The sequence below is a fragment of the Azohydromonas aeria genome (assembly GCF_009760915.1).
GTDB classification, from domain to species: domain Bacteria; phylum Pseudomonadota; class Gammaproteobacteria; order Burkholderiales; family Burkholderiaceae_C; genus Azohydromonas; species Azohydromonas aeria.
Genome location: NZ_VIDQ01000026.1, coordinates 35351 through 56401 on the forward strand (window position 1 = coordinate 35351; position 21051 = coordinate 56401).

The following is a 21051-nucleotide window of genomic DNA, read 5'->3' on the forward strand; positions in this document are numbered from 1 at the left end:
ATGCCCATCGACGACACGAGGGAGCAGCAGCCGCTGCTCGTGACCATGGGCGACGCGGCCGGCATCGGCCCGGAGATCGTGCTGCGCGCACTCATGCGCGAGGACGCGCCCGCGGCGCTGGTGCTGGGCTGCCCGCAGGCGCTGCGCCGCGCCGCGGCGCTGCTGGCGCCGGGCTCCGCCTGGCCGATCGCGGTGCTGGAGTCGCCCGCCGACTTCGCCGCCTGCCCGCCGCGCTGCATTCCGGTCTGGGCGCCGCCGGGCCTGCCCGGAGGGTTGGAGGCGCTGCCCTGGGGTCAGATCGACGAGCGCGCGGGCCGGGCGGCGGCCGCGTGCATCGAGGCCGCGGTGCGGCTGCTGCAGGCGGGCACGGGACGCGCCATCGTCACCGCGCCGATCCACAAGGAGGCGCTCTCGGCCGCCGGCGTGCCCTATCCCGGCCACACCGAGATGCTGCAGGCGCTGGCCGCGCCCGCGGGCGGCGCGGCGCCGCCGGTGCGCATGATGCTGGCCAACGAGGAGCTGCGGGTGGTGCTGGTCACCATCCACATGGCGCTGCGCCGGGCGCTGGAGGTGCTCGACTTCGACGCGGTGCTCTCGACCATCCGCATCGCGCATGGCGCCGCTGCGGCCTGGGGCCAGGCGGCGCCGCGCATCGCGGTGGCGGGCTTGAACCCGCATGCCGGCGAGGGCGGGCTGTTCGGCGACGAGGAAGTGCGCTTCATCGCGCCGGCGGTGCAGGCGGCGCGCGCGGAAGGCATCGACGCGCGCGGGCCCTACGCCCCTGACACCGTGTTCATGCGCGCGCGCCACGCGCCGCCGCGGCACCCGGGCGAGTTCGACCTGGTGGTGGCGATGACGCACGACCACGGCCTGATCCCGGTGAAGTACCTGGGCGTGGAGGAGGGCGTCAACGTCACGCTGGGGTTGCCCTTCGTGCGCACCAGCCCGGACCACGGCACGGCCTTCGACATCGCCGGGCGCGGCGTGGCCGACGACGCCAGCCTGCGCGCGGCGCTGCGCATGGCGCTGGCGCTGAGCGCCGGCGGCTGAAGCCGGCGGCGTTCCTTCAGCTTCAGCGCGGCGTCTCAGGCGCGGCGGGCCGCTGCAGCGCGTCGCGGATCTCGCGCAGCAGCACGATGTCCTCGGGCGCGGCGTCGGGCGTGGCGGCCGGCGGCGGGGCGGGCTCCTCGCGGCGCAGCCGGTTGATCTGCTTGACCATCAGGAAGATCACGAAGGCCAGGATCAGGAAGTTCAGCGCCACCGTGATGAAGCTGCCGTAGGCGAACAGCGGCACGCCGGCCTTGGTCAGCGCCTCGTAGGTCATGGGGCCGCTGTAGCCGGGCGGCGGGTCGCCCAGCCGGATGAAGTAGTTCGTGAAGTCCAGCCCGCCGACCAGGCGGCCGACGATGGGCATGAACAGGTCCTTGACCGCCGAGTCGACGATGCGCTGGAACGACGCGCCGATGATCACGCCGACCGCCAGGTCGACCACGTTGCCCTTCATGGCAAAGGCGCGGAACTCGGAAACGAAACTCATCGGCTGGCCCTTTCTTGTTGCCCACGTTGTAGCGCCGGGGCGACGCCCGGCGGCAGGGAGTTTGGCCCGGGGTTGACGCGCGTCAAAGCGCCCGTCGCGAAACGTGACAGATGTCGGGCGCGTCAGCCATCCGAAAGGCTTTGTGTCAATCCTCGCCCGCTAGAATCTAGGGTTGCCCCTGAAAGTCCGGACAAGTTCCCGAGGAAGCTATGACAAAGCCTGAAGTCGACCAAGGCCGCCGCACGTGGGTGGCGATTGCCTGTGGCGCGGGTGCTGTTGGCGGTGTGGCCGCAGCCGTGCCGTTCGTCAGCACCTTCGCGCCCTCCGAGCGTGCCAAGGCCGCTGGTGCCGCCGTCGAGGTGGACATCAGCGCGCTCAAGCCCGGCGAGAAGATGACCGTGGAGTGGCGCGGCAAGCCGGTGTGGATCGTCAAGCGCACGCCGGAGCAACTCGCGGGCCTGAAGAAGGTCGAGGCGCAGGTGGCGGACCCGAAGTCCCAGCGCAACCCGGCGGAACTCACGCCCGAGTACGCGCGCAACGAGCACCGCTCGATCAAGCCGGAGATCCTGGTGGCCGTGGGCATCTGCTCGCACCTGGGCTGCTCGCCCAGCGACAAGTTCCAGCCCGGCGCGCAGCCCTCGCTGCCCGACGACTGGCTGGGCGGCTTCCTGTGCCCCTGCCACGGCTCGACCTTCGACATGGCCGGACGCGTCTTCAAGAACAAGCCGGCGCCCGACAACCTGGAGGTGCCGCCGCACATGTACCTGTCGGACACCAAGCTGTTGATCGGCGAGGACAAGAAGGCCTGACGCTCAGGCTCCCGGAGAACACCTCATGGCTGAATTCAAGACCGTTCCCGCCGACGCGCCGGCCGCCCAGAAGCTGTTGAACTGGGTGGACAACCGCTTCCCGGCCTCCAAGCTCTACAAGGAGCACCTGGCGGAGTACTACGCTCCCAAGAGCCTGAACTTCTGGTACATCTTCGGCTCGCTGGCGCTGCTGGTGCTGGTGATCCAGATCGTCACCGGCATCTTCCTGGTGATGCACTACAAGCCCGATGCGAACGTTGCCTTCGCATCGGTCGAGTACATCATGCGCGACGTGCCCTGGGGCTGGCTGGTGCGCTACATGCACTCCACCGGCGCCTCGGCCTTCTTCGTGGTGGTGTACCTGCACATGTTCCGCGGGCTGCTCTACGGCAGCTACCGCAAGCCGCGCGAGCTGGTGTGGATCTTCGGCTGCGCCATCTTCCTGGCGCTGATGGCCGAGGCCTTCATGGGCTACCTGCTGCCCTGGGGCCAGATGAGCTACTGGGGCGCGCAGGTGATCGTGAACCTGTTCGCCGCCGTGCCCTTCGTCGGCCCGGACCTGGCGCTGCTGATCCGCGGCGACTACGTCGTGTCGGACGCCACGCTCAACCGCTTCTTCAGCTTCCACGTCATTGCCGTGCCGCTGGTGCTGCTGGGCCTGGTGGTGGCGCACATCATCGCGCTGCACGAGGTGGGCTCCAACAACCCCGACGGCGTGGAGATCAAGGCCAAGAAGGACGCGCTGGGCCGCCCGCTCGACGGCATCCCGTTCCACCCGTACTACACGGTGCACGACATCTTCGGCGTGAGCGTGTTCCTGATGGCCTTCAGCGCGGTGGTGTTCTTCGCGCCCGAGTTCGGCGGCTACTTCCTGGAGTACAACAACTTCATCCCGGCCGACCCGCTGAAGACGCCTGCGCACATCGCGCCGGTGTGGTACTTCACGCCGTTCTACTCGATGCTGCGCGCAACCACCGACCCGATGGTCAACGTGCTGGCCGTGATCATCGCCGCGGCCGCGGTGCTGGCCGTGCTCAAGGGCCGTCTGCCGGGCAAGGCCAAGGTCGGCGTGCTCGTGGGCGCCCTGGTGGCCGTGGCCCTGCTCAAGACCTTCGACGCCAAGTTCTGGGGCGTGGTGGTGATGGGCGGCGCCGTGATCATCCTGTTCTTCCTGCCGTGGCTGGACTACAGCCCGGTCAAGTCGATCCGCTACCGCCCGACCTGGCACAAGGCGCTGTACGCCGTGTTCGTGGTCTTCTTCGTGGTGCTGGCCTACCTGGGCATCCAGCCGCCGTCGGACCTGGGCACCCTGGTGGCGCAGGTCGGCACGCTGTTCTACTTCGGCTTCTTCCTGCTGATGCCGTGGTGGAGCCGTATCGGTGAATTCAAGCCGGTGCCCGAGCGCGTCGTGTTCAAGGCGCATTGAGGCGGCAAGCCGGAGAAGCTCGAATGAAAAAGTTCATCCTTTCCCTCCTGGCCTCGCTGGCCATGGCCTCCTCGGCCTTTGCCGCCGGCGGCGGCATCGCCTGGGACAAGTTCCCGGCCGAGAAGGTCAACGACGTGGCGGCGCTGCAAAACGGCGCCAAGCTCTTCGTCAACTACTGCCTCAACTGCCACTCGGCGGCGTTCATGCGCTACAACCGCATGCGCGACATCGGGCTGACCGACGAGCAGATCAAGGGCAACCTGATGTTCGCCTCCGACAAGGTGGGCGACCTGATGAAGGTGTCGCTCGACGCGCGCCAGGCCAAGGAGTGGTTCGGCGCCACGCCGCCGGACCTGACCGTCATCGCGCGCTCGCGCGCCGACGGCTCCAAGGGCAGCGGCGCGGACTACCTCTACACCTACCTGCGCACCTTCTACCGCGACGACACCAAGGCCACCGGCTGGAACAACCTGGCGTTCCCCAGCGTGGGCATGCCCCACGTGCTGTGGGAGCTGCAGGGCCAGCGCGTGGCCAAGTACGCCGACGAGAAGGACCCGCACGACGCGACCAAGACCGTGCACGTGTTCAAGGGCTTCGAGCAGGTCACCCCGGGCAAGATGAGCGCCACCGAGTTCGACAGCGCCATGGGCGACCTGGTGGCCTACCTGCAGTGGATGGGCGAGCCGGTGCAGAAGCAGCGCGTGCGCCTGGGCGTGGTGGTGCTGCTGTTCCTGGGCCTGTTCACCTTCATCGCCTGGCGCCTGAACGCCGCTTACTGGAAGGACATCAAGTAAGTCCGCCGCGGTAGCGAATAATCCGGCCCTCGCAAGCCGAACCAGTCCGCGCAGTGGGTGGCGTCGCCGCCCACTGCGCTTCATCATTTTCTGAAGAGCCAAACCTAGGAGCCGCTAGCCATGATGGTGCTCTACTCCGGAACGACCTGCCCCTACTCGCACCGCTGCCGTTTCGTGCTGTTCGAGAAGGGCATGGACTTCGAGATCCGCGACGTCGACCTCTTCGCCAAGCCCGAAGACATCGCGCTGATGAACCCGTACAACGAGGTGCCGATCCTGGTCGAGCGCGACCTCATCCTGTACGAGTCGCACATCATCAACGAGTACATCGACGAGCGCTTCCCGCACCCGCAGCTCATGCCCGGCGACCCGGTGGCGCGTGCGCGCGTGCGGCTGTTCCTGCTCAACTTCGAGAAGGAGCTGTTCACGCACGTCAACGTGCTGGAGGGCCGCGGCCAGGCCGTCAAGCCCACCGACAAGCAGCTGGAGAAGGCGCGTGCGCAGATCAAGGACCGGCTCACGCAGCTGGCCCCGATCTTCGTGAAGAACAAGTACATGCTCGGCGACGACTTCTCGATGCTCGACGTGGCCATCGCGCCGCTGCTGTGGCGCCTGGACTACTACGGCATCGACATGTCCAAGAACGCCGCGCCGCTGCTGAAGTACGCCGAGCGCATCTTCTCGCGCCCGGCCTACATCGAGGCGCTGACGCCGTCCGAGAAGGTGATGCGCAAGTAACGCCATGAGCGAGACGGCCTCCACCGACCAGGGCTCCAGCACGCGCCCGTACCTGATCCGGGCGCTGCACGACTGGTGCACCGACAACGGCTTCACGCCCTACCTGGCGGTCTTCGTCGATCGCAGCGTGCAGGTGCCGCTGGAGTACGTGAAGAACAACGAGATCGTGCTCAACATCGGCTTCGAGGCCACCTCGGGGCTGAAGCTGGGCAACGAGTTCATCGAGTTCAAGGCCCGCTTCGGCGGGCGCGCGCGCGAGATCGTGGTGCCGGTGGACCACGTGGTGGCCATCTACGCCCGCGAGAACGGGCAGGGCATGGCCTTCCCGGCGCCGACCGCTTCGGCCGACATCGCGCCGGTGCCGCCGGCCGAAGCCGGCACGCCGGCGGCCGCGCCGGCGCAGGGCCTGCGCCTGGCCTCGACCGAGGCTGCCGAGGAGCCGGCCGCTCCGGCAGCGCCCGAAGGCGAGGCGAGCGCCCCCGAGACGCCGCCGGAGCCGCCGGCGCCGGGCCGGCCGTCGCTCAAGCGCATCAAGTGATCGCGTGAAGGCCCGGCGGCTAGAATGGCCGCCGGTGCCCGTGCCGGCTTAGCTCAGTTGGTAGAGCAGCTGCCTTGTAAACAGCAGGTCATCCGTTCGATTCGGATAGCCGGCACCAACAGATCCGCAACGACGGCGCGTGCTCGCGAGAGCACGCGCCGTTTCCCTTTCACGGCGCGCGCGGCTCCCGGCGCCGGCGCCTCGGGGCGGGGCTTCAGGGCCGCAAGTGGATCCGCACCCGCTTGTCGCCGTAGCCCGCGTCGCGCAGCTGCTGCTCGATGCGCGGCAGCAGCTGGCGCAGCTTGGCGGCCACCGCCGCGCTGGACACCAGCAGCGTCCAGCCTTCCTCGTCCACGGGGCCGGCGCGCAGCTGCTGGCGCAGCGCCAGCGGCAGCGCGCGCGTGGCGACCTCGAAGCGCTGGTTCGACTCGCGCAGCCGCTGCGCCAGGCGCTGCAGCGCGGCGTTCTCGTTGAGCACCTGCGACAGCGGCAGGGCGGGCGGCAGGGTGGTGGCCATAGGCCGCCGAGTGTAGCCAGCGCCATGCCGGCTCCCCCTTCGGGGTGCGGCAAAGCCACCTTCGGGGGCCTTGACATCCCGGCCGGCGCGGGGCTTGCCGGCACCGGGCGCCCTGGACCCGGGTGATAAACTGCCCGGCTTGCCCGCCGCGGCGATTCGCGGCTCATTTCCCCAATTTCCAGCGCATGTTGCCCAAGCTCCTGACCCAGATTTTCGGCAGTCGCAACGACCGCCTCCTGAAGCAGTACCGGCGCGTGGTGGAGCAGATCAACGCCCTGGAGCCCCAGTTCGAGAAGCTCGACGACGCGGCGCTGCAGGCCAAGACGGGCGAGTTCCGCCAGCGCCTGGCCCAGGGCGAGACGCTGGACGCGCTGCTGCCCGAGGCCTTTGCCACCGTGCGCGAAGCCGGCAAGCGCGTGCTCAAGATGCGCCACTTCGACGTGCAGCTCATCGGCGGCATGACGCTGCACGCGGGCAAGATCGCCGAGATGCGCACCGGCGAGGGCAAGACGCTCATGGCCACGCTGCCGGTGTACCTCAATGCGCTGCCCGGCAAGGGCGTGCACGTGGTCACGGTCAACGACTACCTCGCGCGCCGCGACGCGGAGTGGATGGGGCGGCTCTACAACTGGCTGGGCCTGAGCGTGGGCGTGAACGTCCCGGGCCTGGGCCGCGAGGAGAAGCAGGCCGCCTACGCCGCCGACGTTACCTACGGCACCAACAACGAGTTCGGCTTCGACCTGCTGCGCGACAACATGGTCTACGAGGTCGCCGACCGCAGCCAGCGCGGGCTGAACTACGCCATCGTCGACGAGGTGGACTCGATCCTCATCGACGAGGCGCGCACGCCGCTGATCATCAGCGGCCAGGCCGAGGACCACACCGAGCTGTACGTGCGCATCAACGCCGTGGTCCCGAAGCTCAAGAAGCAGATCGGCGAGGCCGACCCGCGCACCGGCGAGGGCGTGATCGAGCCCGGCGACTTCACGGTGGACGAGAAGACGCACCAGGTGTACCTGACCGAGGACGGCCACGAGCATGCCGAGGCCATCCTCACCGAGGCCGGGCTGCTGGCCGAGGGCGCGAGCCTCTACGACCCGGCCAACATCACGCTGATGCACCACGTGTACGCGGCGCTGCGGGCGCGCCACCTCTACAACCGCGACCAGCACTACGTGGTGCAGAACGGCGAGGTGGTGATCGTCGACGAGTTCACCGGCCGCCTCATGACCGGGCGGCGCTGGAGCGACGGCCTGCACCAGGCGGTGGAGGCCAAGGAAGGCGTGCAGATCCAGAGCGAGAACCAGACGCTCGCCTCGATCACGTTCCAGAACTACTTCCGCATGTACGCCAAGCTCGGCGGCATGACCGGCACGGCCGACACCGAGGCCTACGAGTTCCAGGAGATCTACGGCCTGGAGACCGTGGTGATCCCGCCCAACAAGCCCACCATCCGCAAGGACGAGCTCGACCTGGTCTACAAGACCACGCCCGAGAAGTACAACGCGGTCATCGAGGACATCAAGGACTGCCACCAGCGCGGCCAGCCGGTGCTCGTGGGCACGACCTCGATCGAGAACTCCGAGATCGTCTCCAGCCTGCTGCAAAAGGCCCAGCTGCCGCACCAGGTGCTCAACGCCAAGCAGCACGCCAAGGAGGCCGAGATCGTGGCCCAGGCCGGCCGCCCGGGCGTGATCACGATCGCCACCAACATGGCCGGCCGCGGCACCGACATCGTGCTCGGCGGCAACGTCGAGAAGCAGGTGCAGTTCCTCGAAGCCGACGACAGCGTCCCGGCCGACGAGAAGGCGCGCCGCATCCAGCAGCTGCGCGACGAGTGGGCGGGGCTCAACGCCCAGGTCAAGGCCGCCGGGGGCTTGCGCATCATCGCCACCGAGCGCCACGAGAGCCGGCGCATCGACAACCAGCTGCGCGGGCGCTCCGGCCGCCAGGGCGACCCGGGCAGCTCGCGCTTCTACCTGAGCCTCGATGACTCCCTGATGCGCATCTTCGCGGGCGACCGCGTGCGCGCCATCATGGACCGGCTGAAGATGCCCGAAGGCGAGGCGATCGAGGCCGGCATCGTCACCCGCTCCATCGAGAGCGCGCAGCGCAAGGTCGAGGCCCGCAACTTCGATGTGCGCAAGCAGCTGCTGGAGTACGACGACGTCGCCAACGACCAGCGCAAGGTCATCTACCAGCAGCGCAACGACATCCTCGAAGCGCAGAACCTGGACGACCAGATCGCCAACCTGCGCCGCAGCACCATGACGTCGCTGGTGCGCGAGCACGTGCCGCCGGAGAGCCTGGAAGAGCAGTGGGACCTGGCCGCCCTGGAGCGCGCGCTGCGCGACGAGTGGCAGATCGAGCTGCCGCTCAAGTCCATGGTCGAGGGCAGCCAGTCCGTCACCGACGAGGACATCGTCGAGAAGGTGGTGGTCGCCGCCGACCAGGCCTTTGCCGCCAAGGTGGCGCTGGTGGGTGCGGAGCAGTTCACGCCCTTCATGCGCATGGTGCTGCTGCAGTCCATCGACACGCACTGGCGCGAGCACCTCGCGGCGCTGGACTACCTGCGCCAGGGCATCCACCTGCGCGGCTACGCGCAGAAGAACCCCAAGCAGGAATATAAGCGCGAGGCCTTCGAGCTCTTCAGCCAGCTGCTCGACGTGGTCAAGACCGAGGTCACGCGCGTGCTCATGACGGTGCGCATCCAGTCGCAGGAGCAGGTCGCGCAGGCGGCCGAGGCCATCGAGGAGCGTGCCGGCCACGTCGGCAACGTGACCTACACGCACCCCAACGACGACGGCTCGGTGTCGCAGGACACGGCCGTGGCCGAGGTGCCCAAGGTCGGCCGCAACGATCCCTGCCCCTGCGGCAGCGGCAAGAAGTACAAGCAGTGCCACGGCAAGCTCAACTGAGCCGGGCCGCCCCCTGAAGGAATCGAACCCATGCCCGTGAACCTGACCGCGCCCGATCCCGCCACGCTCGCGCCCGTGCCGGGGGTGCGCATCGGCACCGCCATGGCCGGCGTGCGCAAGGCCAATCGCCGCGACCTGACCGTGATGACGCTGGCCGAGGGCTCGGCCGTGGCCGGCGTGTTCACCAGCAACCGCTTCTGCGCCGCGCCGGTGCAGGTCTGCCGCGAGCATCTGGCCGCGGGCAGCGGCGTGCGCGCCATCGTCATCAACACCGGCAACGCCAACGCCGGCACCGGCGAGGACGGCCTGGTGCGCGCGCGGCGCAGCTGCATCGCGCTGGCGCGCCAGCTCAGCCTGGCGCCCGAGCAGGTGCTGCCGTTCTCCACCGGCGTGATCATGGAGACGCTGCCGGTGGAGCGCATCGAGGCCGGGCTGCCGGCGGCGCTGGACGCTCTGCAGGAGGACGCCTGGGCGCTGGCGGCCGAGGGCATCATGACCACCGACACGCTGCCCAAGGCCGCGTCGCGGCAGGTGAGCATCGGCGGGCGTACCGTCACCGTCACCGGCATCAGCAAGGGCGCCGGCATGATCCGGCCCAACATGGCCACGATGCTGGGCTTCGTCGCCACCGACGCCGTGATCGCCCCGGCGCTGCTGCAGCCGCTGGTGAAAGAGGCCGCCGACGCGAGCTTCAACCGCATCACCATCGACGGCGACACCTCCACCAACGACTCGTTCATCCTGATCGCCACGCGCCAGGCCGGCCACGCCGAGATCACGGCGCTGGACTCGGCCGAGGGGCAGGCGCTGCGCGAGGCCGTGGTCGCCGTGTCGCAGCAGCTGGCGCAGGCCATCGTGCGCGACGGCGAGGGCGCCACCAAGTTCATCACCGTGCGCATCGACGGCGGGCGCAGCGAGGACGAGTGTCGCCTGGCCGCCTATGCCATCGCGCACTCGCCGCTGGTCAAGACCGCCTTCTTCGCCAGCGACCCGAACCTGGGCCGCATCCTGGCCGCGGTCGGCTATGCCGGCATCGACGACCTCGACCAGGGCCTGATCGACCTGTTCCTGGACGACGTGCACGTGGTGGTGCGCGGCGGCCGTCATCCCGAGTACCAGGAAGCCGACGGCCAGCGCGTGATGAAGCAGTCCGAGATCACGGTGCGGGTGGACCTGCACCGCGGCGGCGCCAGCGCCACCGTCTGGACCTGCGACCTGTCGCACGACTACGTCAGCATCAACGCCGACTACCGCTCCTGACGCAGCCCGCGCCCGCGGCCGGCCTCGCGCCGCCGCCGGGCTGACGGCATCTCTCCAGCCGGCGCCGCTTCCCTGGCGCCCCGCGCCCCGCCTGTCCCCTCCATCCCGGGGGAAACCCTGTGCGGGGTACAGTCCTTTTTTTCGCGCTCACACCGGGTGCGAACCGCGCGCCCGCCTTTCATGAACGCACCGATTCCCGTCAACACCCTGGCCGGCGCCGCCGTGGCGGCCGCCGTCGAAGACGCGCCGCGACTGCGCGAGATTCCCTACAACTACACCTCGTTCTCCGACCGCGAGATCGTGGCGCGGCTGCTGGGCGAGCGCGCGTGGGAGCTGCTGCTGCAGTTGCGCGAGCAGCGCCAGACCGGGCGCTCGGCGCGCATGCTCTACGAGGTGCTGGGCGACGTGTGGGTGGTGCAGCGCAATCCGTACCTGCAGGACGACCTGCTCGACAACCCCAAGCGGCGCGAGGCGCTGATCCAGGCGCTGCACCACCGCCTGGGCGAGATCGGCAAGCGCCGCGATCCGCACATCGATCCGCAGCGGGACGCGCTGGTGGGCGAGCTGCTGGCGCTGGCCGGCCGGGCGGTGGCGGACTTCGGCGCCTCCTTCACCGAGGTGGACGAGCTGCGCCGGCGCGCGCGCCGCGTGCTCGGCCGGCACACGGCCAAGGACAACATCAAGTTCGACGGCCTCTCGCGCGTCTCGCACGTGACGGACGCCACCGACTGGCGCGTGGAGTACCCCTTCGTCGTGCTCACGCCCGACACCGAGGCCGAGATGGCCGCGCTGGTGGCCGGCTGCGTCGAGCTGGGCCTGACCATCATCCCGCGCGGCGGCGGCACCGGCTACACCGGCGGCGCCGTGCCGCTGACCTGGAAGAGCGCGGTCATCAACACCGAGAAGCTGGAGCAGATGACCGAGGTCGAGCTGGTCGACCTGCCCGGCGTCGCGCACAAGGTGCCCACCATCTGGACCGGCGCCGGCGTGGTCACGCAGCGCGTGGCCGACGCCGCCGAGCGCGCGGGCTACGTCTTCGCGGTGGACCCGACCTCGGCCGAGGCCAGCTGCGTCGGCGGCAACATCGCCATGAACGCCGGCGGCAAGAAGGCGGTGCTGTGGGGCACGGCGCTGGACAACCTGGCCTCCTGGCGCATGGTCACGCCCGAAGCGAAGTGGCTGGAGGTGGTGCGCCTGGAGCACAACCTGGGCAAGATCCACGACGCGCCGCAGGTGCGTTTCGAATTGCGCTATTTCGACGCCAGCGGCAAGCACCTGGAGCGCACCGAGACCATCGAGGTGCCGGGCAGCATCTTCCGCAAGGAAGGCCTGGGCAAGGACGTCACCGACAAGTTCCTGGCCGGCATTCCCGGCATCCAGAAGGAAGGCTGCGACGGCCTGATCACCAGCGCGCGCTGGGTGGTGCACCGCATGCCCGCGTACACGCGCACCGTATGCCTGGAGTTCTTCGGCAACGCCAAGGAGGCGGTGCCCTCGATCGTCGAGATCAAGGACTACATGTTCGCGCAGGCCAAGGCCGGCGGCGCGATCCTGGCCGGCCTGGAGCACCTGGACGACCGCTACCTCAAGGCCGTGGGCTACGCCACCAAGAGCAAGCGCGCGGTGGCCAACGGCACCGGTAGCGCTGCCGGGCTGCCCAAGATGGTCCTCATCGGCGACATCGTCGGCGACGACGACGCGGCCGTGGCGCGCGCCACCAGCGAGGTGGTGCGCCTGGCCAACGGCCGCAGCGGCGAGGGCTTCGTCGCCGTCAGCGCCGACGCGCGCAAGAAGTTCTGGCTGGACCGCAAGCGCACCGCGGCCATCGCCCGGCACACCAACGCCTTCAAGATCAACGAGGACGTGGTGATCCCGCTGGAGCGCATGGGCGAGTACACCAACGGCATCGAGCGCATCAACATCGAGCTGAGCCTGCGCAACAAGCTGCAGCTGATCGATGCGCTGGAAACCTTCTTCACCCGCGGCAACCTGCCGCTGGGCAAGAGCGACGATGCCAGCGAGATCCCCAGCGCCGAGCTGCTGGAGGACCGCGTGCAGCAGGCGCTGCAGCTGCTGCGCGAGGTGCGCGCGCTGTGGTCGCAGTGGCTCACGCAGCTCGACGCGGCGCAGCCCGAGGGCATCCGCAGCTTCTTCGAGCTGATCCAGGACGGCACGCTGCGCGCGTCGTGGAAGACGCAGGTCTACAAGCCGCTGCAGGGCCTGTTTGCCGGCGCCTCCTTCGCGCCCATCCTGGCCGAGTGCCGCCGCATCCACCAGCAGGTGCTGCGCGGGCGGGTGTGGGTGGCGCTGCACATGCACGCCGGCGACGGCAACGTGCACACCAACATCCCCGTCAACTCCGACGACTACCAGATGCTGCAGGCCGCGCACGAGGCGGTGGCGCGCATCATGGTGCTGGCGCGCAGCCTGGGCGGCGTGATCTCGGGCGAGCACGGCATCGGCATCACCAAGCTGGAGTTCCTCACCGACGAGGAGCTGCAGGGCTTTGCCGACTACAAGCGGCGCGTCGATCCGCAGGGGCGCTTCAACAAGGGCAAGCTGCTGCGCGACCCGCATGCGCTGGGGCCCGACGTGCGCGCCGCCGACCTCGCGCATGCCTACACGCCCAGCTTCGGGCTGATGGGGCACGAGTCGCTGATCATGCAGCAGAGCGACATCGGCGCCATCAGCGACTCGATCAAGGACTGCCTGCGCTGCGGCAAGTGCAAGCCCGTGTGCGCCACGCACGTGCCGCGCGCCAACCTGCTCTACAGCCCGCGCAACAAGATCCTGGCCACCTCGCTGCTGGTCGAGGCCTTCCTGTACGAGGAGCAGACGCGCCGCGGCGTGTCGATCAAGCACTGGCAGGAGTTCGAGGACGTGTCGGACCACTGCACGGTGTGCCACAAGTGCGCCACGCCCTGCCCGGTGAAGATCGACTTCGGCGACGTGTCGATGAACATGCGCAACCTGCTGCGCAAGATGGGCCAGAAGAGCTTCAGGCCCGGCAACGCCGCGGCGATGTTCATGCTCAACGCCACCAACCCGGCCACCATCAACCTGGCGCGCAGCGCCATGGTGGACATCGGCTTCAAGGCGCAGCGCTTCGCCAATGACCTGTTCAAGCTGCCCGCGCGCAAGCAAACCAGCGCGCCGCCGGCCACGCATGAAAAATCGCCCGTGCGCGAGCAGGTGATCCACTTCGTCAACAAGAAGCTGCCCGGCGGCCTGCCGAAGAAGACGGCGCGGGCGCTGCTGGACATCGAGGACAAGAACTACGTCCCGATCATCCGCAACCCGAAGGCGACCACGGCCGACTCCGAGGCGGTGTTCTACTTCCCGGGCTGCGGCTCGGAGCGCCTCTTCAGCCAGGTGGGCCTGGCCACGCAGGCCATGCTCTGGCACGCGGGCGTGCAGACGGTGCTGCCGCCGGGCTACCTGTGCTGCGGCTACCCGCAGCGCGGCAGCGGCCAGTTCGAGAAGGCCGAGAAGATCATCACCGACAACCGCGTGCTGTTCCACCGCGTGGCCAACACGCTCAACTACCTCGACATCAAGACCGTCGTGGTGAGCTGCGGCACCTGCTACGACCAGCTCCAGGGCTACGAGTTCGACAAGATCTTCCCCGGCTGCCGCATCGTGGACATCCACGAGTTCCTGCTGGAGAAGGGCATCAAGCTCGACAACGCCGGCACCTACCTCTACCACGACCCCTGCCACACGCCCATGAAGCAGCAGGAGCCGATGAAGACGGTCAAGGCGCTGCTGGGCGATGGCGTCACGAAGAGCGAGCGCTGCTGCGGCGAGAGCGGCACGCTGGGCGTGACCCGGCCCGACATCGCCACGCAGGTGCGCTTCCGCAAGACCGAGGAACTGCGCAAGAGCGAGGCCGCGCTGCGCGCCTCGGGCCAGGTCGGCGCCGGCGAGGACATCAAGATCCTCACCTCCTGCCCGAGCTGCCTGCAGGGCCTCAGCCGCTACGGCGAGGACCTCGACAGCGGGCTGCTGCAGGCCGACTACATCGTCATCGAGATGGCCCGCAAGATCCTGGGCGAGAACTGGATGCCCGAGTACGTGGCCCGCGCCAACGCTGGCGGCATCGAGCGCGTGCTGGTCTGAGGCCCGACGCCGCCGCTGCCCGCGCTGTCGCTGCCGTCACGCCTCCTCGTCGGTGGCGTCCGTGGCGCGGCGCCGGGGCCGCGGCGGCGGGGCAGTGTCGGCCTCGGTGACGGCCGTGGCGTCGCGCTGCGACTGGTACACCTCCATGCGCGCCACCACGCCCAGGATCATCAGCACGATCAGCGTGGCCAGCAGCCCGGTGGCCTCGCGGCCGGAGCCCACCGCCACGCCGATGGCCGCGGTGGCCCAGATGCTCGCCGCCGTGGTCAGGCCGCGGATCTCGCCCTGGTCGCTGAGCTTGAGCACCGCGCCCGCGCCCAGGAAGCCGATGCCCGAGATCACGCCCTGCAGCACGCGGCTCATGCCGTCCGCATCCAGCCCGGACTGCGCCGGCGCCACCACGAACAGCGCCGCGCCCAGCGCCACCAGCATGTGCGTGCGCAGCCCCGCCGCGCTGTGCCGGCGCTCGCGCTCCCAGCCGATGGCCGCGCCCAGCAGCACCGCCACCACCAGCCGCGTGCTCACCCGCGTCAGCTGCTCCACGTCGTTGAGGTCGGCGAACTCCGAGCGCAGCGTCTCCATCACTTGTGTCCAACTCATGACGTCAGCGTAGCGTCACGGGCCGCACCGTCCATGCCGTGCCTGCACGTGCGCGCGGGCAGGGCTTGCAGCCGGCGGGATAATCGAAGGCTTGTTGCGCCGCGCGGCGCCCCGTCAGCCCAAGAGTCCCGAGAGTCCCCATGAGCAGCCAAGCCCAGCACCAACCCACCGCACTGACCGTGCACCAGCAGTCCCGGCAGCTGGAGGTCAGCTTCGACGACGGCTCGACCTTCCGCATCCCCTTCGAGCTGCTGCGCGTGTATTCGCCCTCGGCCGAGGTGCAGGGCCACGGCCCGGGCCAGGAGGTGCTGCAGACCGGCAAGCGCCACGTCGAGATCACCGCCGTCGAGGCCGTGGGCCACTACGCCGTGCAGCCCACCTTCTCCGACGGCCACGACTCCGGCATCTTCACCTGGGAGTACCTGTACTTCCTGGGCTCGCAGCAGGACAAGCTGTGGCAGGACTACGAGGCGCGGCTGCAGGCCGCGGGCGTGGAGCGCGACGCGCCCATGGCCGAGAAGTCCGGCGGCGCCTGCGGCCATCACCACTGACCCGACCCGACACGACACGAGGCCTTCCCACCCCATGAGCCAGACCCATTTCGGTTTCCAGACCGTCGAAGAGCAGGAGAAGGCGCGCCGCGTGCGCGGCGTGTTCGATTCCGTCGCTTCCAAGTACGACGTGATGAACGACTTGATGTCCATGGGCCTGCACCGCGCCTGGAAGGCCTATGCCGTGGCGGTGGCCAACCTGCGCGAGGGCCAGCGCGTGCTCGACATCGCCGGCGGCACCGGCGACCTGGCGCGCGCCTTCGCGCCCAGGGTCGGCACGAGCGGCCTGGTGGTGCACACCGACATCAACGAGGCCATGCTGCGCACCGGGCGCGACCGGCTGCTCGACTCCGGGCTGGTGCTGCCCACGACCATCTGCGACGCCGAAAAGCTGCCGTTTCCCGACGGCAGCTTCGACCTGGTGAGCGTGGCCTTCGGCCTGCGCAACATGACGCACAAGGACGCCGCGCTGGCCGAGATGGCGCGCGTGCTCAAGCCCGGCGGCCGGCTCATGGTGCTGGAGTTCTCCAAGGTGGCCGCGCCGCTGCAGAAGGCCTACGACTGGTACTCGTTCCAGGTGCTGCCGCGCCTGGGCAAGCTCGTGGCCGGCGACGCCGACAGCTACCGCTACCTGGCCGAGTCGATCCGCATGCACCCGGACCAGGCCACGCTCAAGGCCATGATGAAGACGGCCGGCTTCGGCCACGTGGACGTGCACAACCTCAGCGCCGGCGTGGTGGCGCTGCACGTGGGCATCAAGTGCTGAGCTGAGAGGTCAGGAACTGCCCGATGCGCTGGGCCAGCCGCTGCGGCGCGGCCACGCGCTGGCGCGGCTCGAAGCCGCGCAGCGCCTGCAGCTGCGCCGGGATCTGGTCCAGCTCGTACGCCACCAGCACGTGCTGCAGCTCCTCGAAGCGGCGCGCAGTGGCGATCTGGTGGTCGTTGACATGCTCGCCGTGGCGCGCCAGCCGCGGCACCACCAGCAGCCGCTTGCCGTGCTGCAGCGCCATGGCGATCGTGCCGGCGCCCGCATGGCTGACCAGCCGCTCGGCGCGGCCGAACAGGCCCTCGAACTCGCGCCGCGACAGGAAGCGGTGGAACGGCATGTGCCGCGGCTCGTACCGGCCATCGCCGATCTGCGCCACCACCTCGTCGTCGAGCCGGCCCGCGCCCGCGAGTTCATCGACCTCGCGCACCAGCCGGTCGAAGGGAAACATGCTGCCGACGGTGAGCAGGATCACAACACCTCCCCGGCGTACTCCACGCCCGGATAGCGCGCCGCCACCGCCGGCCACTGCGCCAAGCACAGGTCGGCGACGCGGCGCATCAGCCGCCCGCTGACCGACAGCGCCTCGATCTGCGCCACGCTGTCGATCCACACCACCTTGGCGCCCAGCAGCTTCGACCAGATGCAGAACAGCGCCAGCGGCATGGAGCCGGTGGTCACCACCACGTCCGGGCGCTCGCGCCAAGCCAGCCACAGCGTGCGGCCCAGCACCGCCACCGCCTGTAACGGCTTGCGCCGGTCGCACTCGCCCACCACATGCACCGGGCAGCCGCCAGCCTCGAAGCCCGAGGCCGCGATAGCCATGGTCGTGACGTAGGCGGCGGGCTGCGCCGGCCAGGCGTCCTGGGCATGGCGCAGCAGGATCTGCAGTTCATTGGCATGCCCGCCCGCCGAGGCGCCGACCACCAGCTTCATGCCAGCGCCATGCTCATCTGGTCGATGAGCTGCTTGGTGTGACGGATATTGGCGCGCGACGACGCGCCGAACACGATCGATTCGATGCGCGGCTGGCCGCAAACGTAGGCCACGGCCTCCTCGGGTGGAATGGCGCCCGAGGCCAATACCGACATCGCCACCGGCCGGAAACGCCGCTGCGCGATGGCCTGCTCGTAAGCGGGAATGCCGCCGCACATGCGAAAACCGATCTTGTTGATGTTGGCGCAGACGATCGGGTTCTCGATGCCCAATTCGTCGAGCACGTCCAGCAGCCGAGGCAGGTTCATGGTGATGTAGCCCGGCTCGGCACCATAGGCCTTGCGCACATGGTCGTGGAACATGCGCAATACCGGTTTCAGATTCAAGCCTAGGAAAAGATCGGTGATCACGTTCTGAAGAAAGATCACCGGCGTGTTCAGGCCGCGGAACATTTTCATTTCCGCATCGACCAGCAACTGCAAAATCTTTTCGATGTCCTTGTTGGCCAGCGCCATGCCGCCCTTGAGCATCGCGCCCAGCGAGTTTTCCTCGGGCAAGAACTTGCGCAGCGCTTCGAGCATGCCATGCTCGGTCACGGCATTGGCATACTTGTGCGCATAGGGCATGCAGGGGTAGAACGTGTAGTCCGGATATTTTTCCCGGTTGGCACGGAAATGATCGCAAACTTCCGCCACGCGGTCATGCGTGGTGCACATGAAGGTGCGAATGCCCTCCTGGTAAGCCGCATCCAGCACCTGGATGATGGCGGCCGTGTCCTGAAAACGCATGGCCTGCGCCCGCGCCTTTTCCTCGGACATGTGGTTCACGCCAAAAAACTGGTTGTCGCCAAAAAGCACCCGATCCATGCCATTCACTCCGGCCCGAGGTTTCAAAAGGGGTTGAACGTCACCGCGCGGCGTGCTCATGGCCGCTCCCCGACCAGGCGGGCCCAGAGTTTTCCGCGCCGTGCCGGCGTGGGCGTGGGGGTGGAGTGAATTCCCGCGGCGCGCTGCGCGGCCGGCACATTCTCGGCTTCGAGCAGCATGGCCACCAGCCGGTCGGTTTCCAGGGCGGAGCGGAAGGAATTCTCGCCGTCAAGCCGGCCGTGCTTGATGTTCTGCACGAAATGGTCCACCTGCGCCGAATACTCCTCGCCGCGCAGGTAGTACCAGACCTCCTGCGTCAAATCCGTGGTGTAGCGCACCGACCAGCCCTTGGGCGCGCCGGGAAGGGCGTCGTGCGGCTCGCGCAGGTAAATCTGGCATTCCTGCCGGTCGGCCGTGAGGCGGCCGCGCGTGCCCCATACCGACAGGGTCGTGGACATTTTCCGGTGGCTGTCGTCGCTCCAGTTGACGCTGAGTTGCGCGCTGGCGCCATTGGGATACCGGAACAGCGCGTAAACCTCGTCGTCCACGTCGCGCGAGAACACGCTGTGGCGCGCCACGCCCTGCACGCCGGCGGGCGTGCCGGCCACGAAGTTGAGCAGGTCCAGCGCGTGGCAGGCGTAGTCGTAGAGCGCGCCGCCGCCCTCGGTCTTGGCCGAGCGCCAGGTCGAGCCGCTGGGGCGCAGCACCACGGGGCCGTAGGCCTCGGCACGCACGTGGTGCACCTCGCCCAGCGCGCCGCTGGCCACGATGCGCGCCGCCTCGCGGAAGGCGCCGACGAAACGGTAGTGGTAGCCCACCTGGTTCACCAGCCGCCGCTGCTCGGCCTGCTCGGCCAGCGGCACGCCCTCGGCCGGGTCGAGCACGAAAGGCTTCTCGCAGAACACGTGCAGCCCGCGGTCCAGGGCCTTCTTCACCATCGCGGCATGGATCCGGGACGGCGTGGCGATGATCAGCGCCTCCAGGCTCTCCTCGGCCAGCAGGCGGTCGAAATCGGCGTAGCACTTGAGCCCGGCATATTGCGACAGCACGTCGGTGAGATAAGTATTCGAATCGCAGCCGGCGACCAGCTCGATATCGGGGTGGGCACGCGCGATGGCCAGATGGGACAACCCCATCTTGCCCAGGCCCAATACTGCAGTTTTAATCATGCTCTGTTTCCTGCTGCCAATGATCTGATTTGCCGTGCCGCTCAGGACACGACCTGCGCATAGACTTCGGACACTCCCCGGGCCATGCTGCGTGACGAATAGCGCTGCGACTGCACCTGGTAGGCGTTTTCGCGCAATGAATGCCAGTCGTGGCGCCCGTCCATCAGCGCAGCAATTTCCACGGCCAGTGCCTGCTCGTCGCCGGCCGGCACCACCAGGCCGGTCCGGCCGTGCTCCAATACTTCCGGAATGCCTTCCACGTCCGAGGCTGCGACCGGCACGCCGGCCGCCATGGCTTCCAGTACGGCCATCGGCATGCCTTCGCCATACAAGCTCGGCAATACCATCAGGTCCAGGCCGGACAAAGCCTTGTTCACGTCGCGCGTGAAACCCTGCCATTCGACGTGGGCCTCGATGCCGAGCGAGTTTGCCAGGGCTTTCATGTCCTGCTCATAGGCCGGCGTCTCGAAACCACCCACCGCGACGATGCGAAAGGAGCGCCGCTGTGCCAGCAATAGCGCCGCGGCGCGCAGCAATATCTCCAGCCCTTTTCTCGGTCGGAACAGCGCCACCGTGCCGATGCGCCAGGGTGCGCTCGGGGGCGGGCGCTGCGGCAAGGGGCCGGGCGTGGGCACGCCATTGGGCACCGTGAATATGCGCTCCGGCGGAAAACCCTGTCCGACCAGATAGCGCTCCAGGCTGCGCGACACCGGAATCACGGCCGGCAGCGACGCGGCGCTCCAGCGCTCGACCATGCTGTTGACGCGATTCATGAACCGGGCCTCGCCGTCGCGCGCCGCCGGGCTGTGCACGTGGTGAACCATCGGCACGCCGGAAATCGCGCTGACGATGCGCCCGATCATGGCGCCGCGCGGAGAATGGGTGTGCAGCAATTGAAAATGCCCGTCGCGTACCAGAGCGGCCACGCGGCGCGCCTGGCCCAGATCCAGGCGGTGGCGCATCGGCATTTCATGCAGGCAAATGTCCTGGCCCGAGCGCAAGGCCGGAAACTTGTTCGGCTTGAAGCAGACAAAATCCACCTCGTGGCCCAGCTCGCTCAGGCCGAGGGCGAGCAGATCCTGCACCTTCTCGGCGCCGGCATAATATTCGCCATTGATGATGTGCAAGACCTTCAATGAAATGCTCCATTCACGAAATGAATCCGGGTGAAATACGATTGAAGGTGGGCGGCCGAATAACAGGCCGGCATGAAACCAGAGGCTGGATCGGACGGCGCCGCCTGGCAATTGGTGTTCCCAAATAACATGGGTTTCAAAGATTTACGTCAGGAACATTTCGCTTCCAATAAGGTGGGGCCGGTTAGACCTTAGCACCCGCACCGGCCTGAATCGCGCCCGAGATAAGGGTGCGAAAAGTGTTGGGGAAACCCCTGTTCTCGTTAATACCCGTGTTCATGGGGCTGCGGCGTCTGCGTCAGCGGCGGTTTACTCGCACCCATCGTGTGCATCGACTGCAGGCCGCAACGTTGACTTCCAGAAAATCCGTC

General features: G+C 68.5%; 19 protein-coding genes and 1 tRNA gene. 12 read left to right on the top strand and 8 right to left on the bottom strand.

All coding sequences use genetic code 11. The features are described 5' to 3' along the window. The gene (gene pdxA, locus FJ694_RS16550) at positions 1 to 1050 is read left to right on the top strand and encodes a 4-hydroxythreonine-4-phosphate dehydrogenase PdxA (protein WP_232540073.1); all 1050 of its coding nucleotides are present in this window, start codon (positions 1 to 3) and stop codon (positions 1048 to 1050) included. Positions 1051 to 1072: 22 nt separating this feature from the next. Here pdxA and mscL read toward each other — a convergent pair whose 3' ends face one another. Beyond that, on the bottom strand, positions 1073 to 1537 hold the full coding sequence (gene mscL, locus FJ694_RS16555) for a large conductance mechanosensitive channel protein MscL (protein ID WP_157268347.1): 465 nt from the start codon (positions 1535 to 1537) through the stop codon (positions 1073 to 1075). Between the two features lie 209 nt (positions 1538 to 1746). Here mscL and petA point away from each other — a divergent pair, with 209 nt between their 5' ends. The 6 genes from petA (at position 1747) to FJ694_RS16585 (ending at position 5960) form a co-directional block, all read left to right on the top strand. Continuing rightward, positions 1747 to 2346, top strand: coding sequence for a ubiquinol-cytochrome c reductase iron-sulfur subunit (gene petA, locus FJ694_RS16560; RefSeq protein WP_157268348.1), 600 nt, complete (start codon positions 1747 to 1749; stop codon positions 2344 to 2346). Positions 2347 to 2371: 25 nt separating this feature from the next. After that, positions 2372 to 3772, top strand: coding sequence for a cytochrome b (locus tag FJ694_RS16565; RefSeq protein ID WP_157268349.1), 1401 nt, complete (start codon positions 2372 to 2374; stop codon positions 3770 to 3772). Positions 3773 to 3795: 23 nt separating this feature from the next. Then, positions 3796 to 4566 carry a cytochrome c1 gene (locus FJ694_RS16570; protein ID WP_157268350.1) on the top strand — a complete coding sequence of 257 codons (771 nt, stop codon included), beginning with the start codon at positions 3796 to 3798 and terminating at the stop codon, positions 4564 to 4566. A 120-nt stretch (positions 4567 to 4686) separates the two neighbouring features. After that, on the top strand, positions 4687 to 5304 hold the full coding sequence (locus tag FJ694_RS16575) for a glutathione S-transferase N-terminal domain-containing protein (RefSeq protein ID WP_066331796.1): 618 nt from the start codon (positions 4687 to 4689) through the stop codon (positions 5302 to 5304). A gap of 4 nt (positions 5305 to 5308) precedes the next feature. Beyond that, positions 5309 to 5842, top strand: a complete 534-nt coding sequence (locus FJ694_RS16580; protein WP_157268351.1) for a ClpXP protease specificity-enhancing factor — start codon at positions 5309 to 5311, stop codon at positions 5840 to 5842. Between the two features lie 42 nt (positions 5843 to 5884). Next, positions 5885 to 5960: transfer RNA gene (locus FJ694_RS16585), tRNA-Thr, on the top strand. Positions 5961 to 6056: 96 nt separating this feature from the next. Here FJ694_RS16585 and FJ694_RS16590 read toward each other — a convergent pair. Next, entirely contained in the window at positions 6057 to 6359 is a 303-nt protein-coding gene (locus FJ694_RS16590; protein WP_157268352.1) for a hypothetical protein, read from the bottom strand. A 185-nt stretch (positions 6360 to 6544) separates the two neighbouring features. Here FJ694_RS16590 and secA point away from each other — a divergent pair, with 185 nt between their 5' ends. The 3 genes from secA to FJ694_RS16605 all read left to right on the top strand — a co-directional run bounded on the left by secA (position 6545) and on the right by FJ694_RS16605 (position 14656). Beyond that, positions 6545 to 9277 (top strand): preprotein translocase subunit SecA, encoded by a 2733-nt coding sequence (secA, locus tag FJ694_RS16595; protein ID WP_157268353.1) that lies wholly within the window; start codon positions 6545 to 6547, stop codon positions 9275 to 9277. A 30-nt stretch (positions 9278 to 9307) separates the two neighbouring features. Beyond that, a complete protein-coding gene (gene argJ / locus FJ694_RS16600) occupies positions 9308 to 10537 on the top strand; it encodes a bifunctional glutamate N-acetyltransferase/amino-acid acetyltransferase ArgJ (RefSeq protein WP_157268354.1) in 1230 nt (409 codons plus the stop codon). Between the two features lie 180 nt (positions 10538 to 10717). Next, entirely contained in the window at positions 10718 to 14656 is a 3939-nt protein-coding gene (locus FJ694_RS16605) for a DUF3683 domain-containing protein (protein WP_157268355.1), read from the top strand. Between the two features lie 36 nt (positions 14657 to 14692). Here the strand turns inward: FJ694_RS16605 and FJ694_RS16610 are convergent, their stop codons facing one another. Continuing rightward, complete coding sequence (locus FJ694_RS16610; RefSeq protein WP_157268356.1) at positions 14693 to 15256, bottom strand: MgtC/SapB family protein; 564 nt, start codon at positions 15254 to 15256, stop codon at positions 14693 to 14695. Positions 15257 to 15396: 140 nt separating this feature from the next. Between FJ694_RS16610 and FJ694_RS16615 the strand changes: the two genes are divergently transcribed. After that, on the top strand, positions 15397 to 15807 hold the full coding sequence (locus FJ694_RS16615) for a gamma-butyrobetaine hydroxylase family protein (RefSeq protein ID WP_157268357.1): 411 nt from the start codon (positions 15397 to 15399) through the stop codon (positions 15805 to 15807). 34 nt (positions 15808 to 15841) lie between these two features. After that, positions 15842 to 16573 carry a bifunctional demethylmenaquinone methyltransferase/2-methoxy-6-polyprenyl-1,4-benzoquinol methylase UbiE gene (ubiE, locus tag FJ694_RS16620; RefSeq protein ID WP_157268358.1) on the top strand — a complete coding sequence of 244 codons (732 nt, stop codon included), beginning with the start codon at positions 15842 to 15844 and terminating at the stop codon, positions 16571 to 16573. Here the strand turns inward: ubiE and FJ694_RS16625 are convergent. The 5 genes from FJ694_RS16625 to FJ694_RS16645 are packed head-to-tail and all read right to left on the bottom strand — an operon-like array spanning position 16563 to position 20680. After that, positions 16563 to 17048, bottom strand: coding sequence for a glycosyltransferase (locus FJ694_RS16625; protein ID WP_157268359.1), 486 nt, complete (start codon positions 17046 to 17048; stop codon positions 16563 to 16565). The genes ubiE and FJ694_RS16625 overlap by 11 nt on opposite strands. Further along, positions 17045 to 17509: a glycosyltransferase family protein gene (locus tag FJ694_RS16630; RefSeq protein ID WP_157268360.1), complete on the bottom strand. Its 465-nt coding sequence runs from the start codon at positions 17507 to 17509 to the stop codon at positions 17045 to 17047. The genes FJ694_RS16625 and FJ694_RS16630 overlap by 4 nt, the downstream gene beginning before the upstream one ends. Further along, positions 17506 to 18435, bottom strand: a complete 930-nt coding sequence (locus tag FJ694_RS16635; RefSeq protein WP_232540074.1) for a hypothetical protein — start codon at positions 18433 to 18435, stop codon at positions 17506 to 17508. Before FJ694_RS16635 ends, FJ694_RS16630 begins: the two co-directional genes overlap by 4 nt. Next, positions 18432 to 19544 carry a Gfo/Idh/MocA family protein gene (locus tag FJ694_RS16640; protein ID WP_157268361.1) on the bottom strand — a complete coding sequence of 371 codons (1113 nt, stop codon included), beginning with the start codon at positions 19542 to 19544 and terminating at the stop codon, positions 18432 to 18434. The genes FJ694_RS16635 and FJ694_RS16640 overlap by 4 nt, the downstream gene beginning before the upstream one ends. A 41-nt stretch (positions 19545 to 19585) precedes the next feature. Continuing rightward, complete coding sequence (locus FJ694_RS16645; RefSeq protein ID WP_198320866.1) at positions 19586 to 20680, bottom strand: glycosyltransferase; 1095 nt, start codon at positions 20678 to 20680, stop codon at positions 19586 to 19588. Positions 20681 to 21051: the final 371 nt, after the last annotated feature.

Excerpts from the sequence above, each read along its gene's own strand:
- pdxA (WP_232540073.1), top strand. The coding sequence starts at position 1 with ATGCCCATCGACGACACGAGGGAGCAGCAGCCGCTGCTCGTGACCATG.
- FJ694_RS16640 (WP_157268361.1), bottom strand. The coding sequence starts at position 19,544 with ATGATTAAAACTGCAGTATTGGGCCTGGGCAAGATGGGGTTGTCCCAT.
- petA (WP_157268348.1), top strand. The coding sequence starts at position 1,747 with ATGACAAAGCCTGAAGTCGACCAAGGCCGCCGCACGTGGGTGGCGATT.
- FJ694_RS16575 (WP_066331796.1), top strand. The coding sequence starts at position 4,687 with ATGATGGTGCTCTACTCCGGAACGACCTGCCCCTACTCGCACCGCTGC.
- FJ694_RS16615 (WP_157268357.1), top strand. The coding sequence starts at position 15,397 with ATGAGCAGCCAAGCCCAGCACCAACCCACCGCACTGACCGTGCACCAG.
- argJ (WP_157268354.1), top strand. The coding sequence starts at position 9,308 with ATGCCCGTGAACCTGACCGCGCCCGATCCCGCCACGCTCGCGCCCGTG.
- FJ694_RS16610 (WP_157268356.1), bottom strand. The coding sequence starts at position 15,256 with ATGAGTTGGACACAAGTGATGGAGACGCTGCGCTCGGAGTTCGCCGAC.
- FJ694_RS16570 (WP_157268350.1), top strand. The coding sequence starts at position 3,796 with ATGAAAAAGTTCATCCTTTCCCTCCTGGCCTCGCTGGCCATGGCCTCC.
- FJ694_RS16590 (WP_157268352.1), bottom strand. The coding sequence starts at position 6,359 with ATGGCCACCACCCTGCCGCCCGCCCTGCCGCTGTCGCAGGTGCTCAAC.
- ubiE (WP_157268358.1), top strand. The coding sequence starts at position 15,842 with ATGAGCCAGACCCATTTCGGTTTCCAGACCGTCGAAGAGCAGGAGAAG.
- FJ694_RS16635 (WP_232540074.1), bottom strand. The coding sequence starts at position 18,435 with ATGAGCACGCCGCGCGGTGACGTTCAACCCCTTTTGAAACCTCGGGCC.
- FJ694_RS16630 (WP_157268360.1), bottom strand. The coding sequence starts at position 17,509 with ATGAAGCTGGTGGTCGGCGCCTCGGCGGGCGGGCATGCCAATGAACTG.
- FJ694_RS16580 (WP_157268351.1), top strand. The coding sequence starts at position 5,309 with ATGAGCGAGACGGCCTCCACCGACCAGGGCTCCAGCACGCGCCCGTAC.
- mscL (WP_157268347.1), bottom strand. The coding sequence starts at position 1,537 with ATGAGTTTCGTTTCCGAGTTCCGCGCCTTTGCCATGAAGGGCAACGTG.
- FJ694_RS16565 (WP_157268349.1), top strand. The coding sequence starts at position 2,372 with ATGGCTGAATTCAAGACCGTTCCCGCCGACGCGCCGGCCGCCCAGAAG.
- secA (WP_157268353.1), top strand. The coding sequence starts at position 6,545 with ATGTTGCCCAAGCTCCTGACCCAGATTTTCGGCAGTCGCAACGACCGC.
- FJ694_RS16605 (WP_157268355.1), top strand. The coding sequence starts at position 10,718 with ATGAACGCACCGATTCCCGTCAACACCCTGGCCGGCGCCGCCGTGGCG.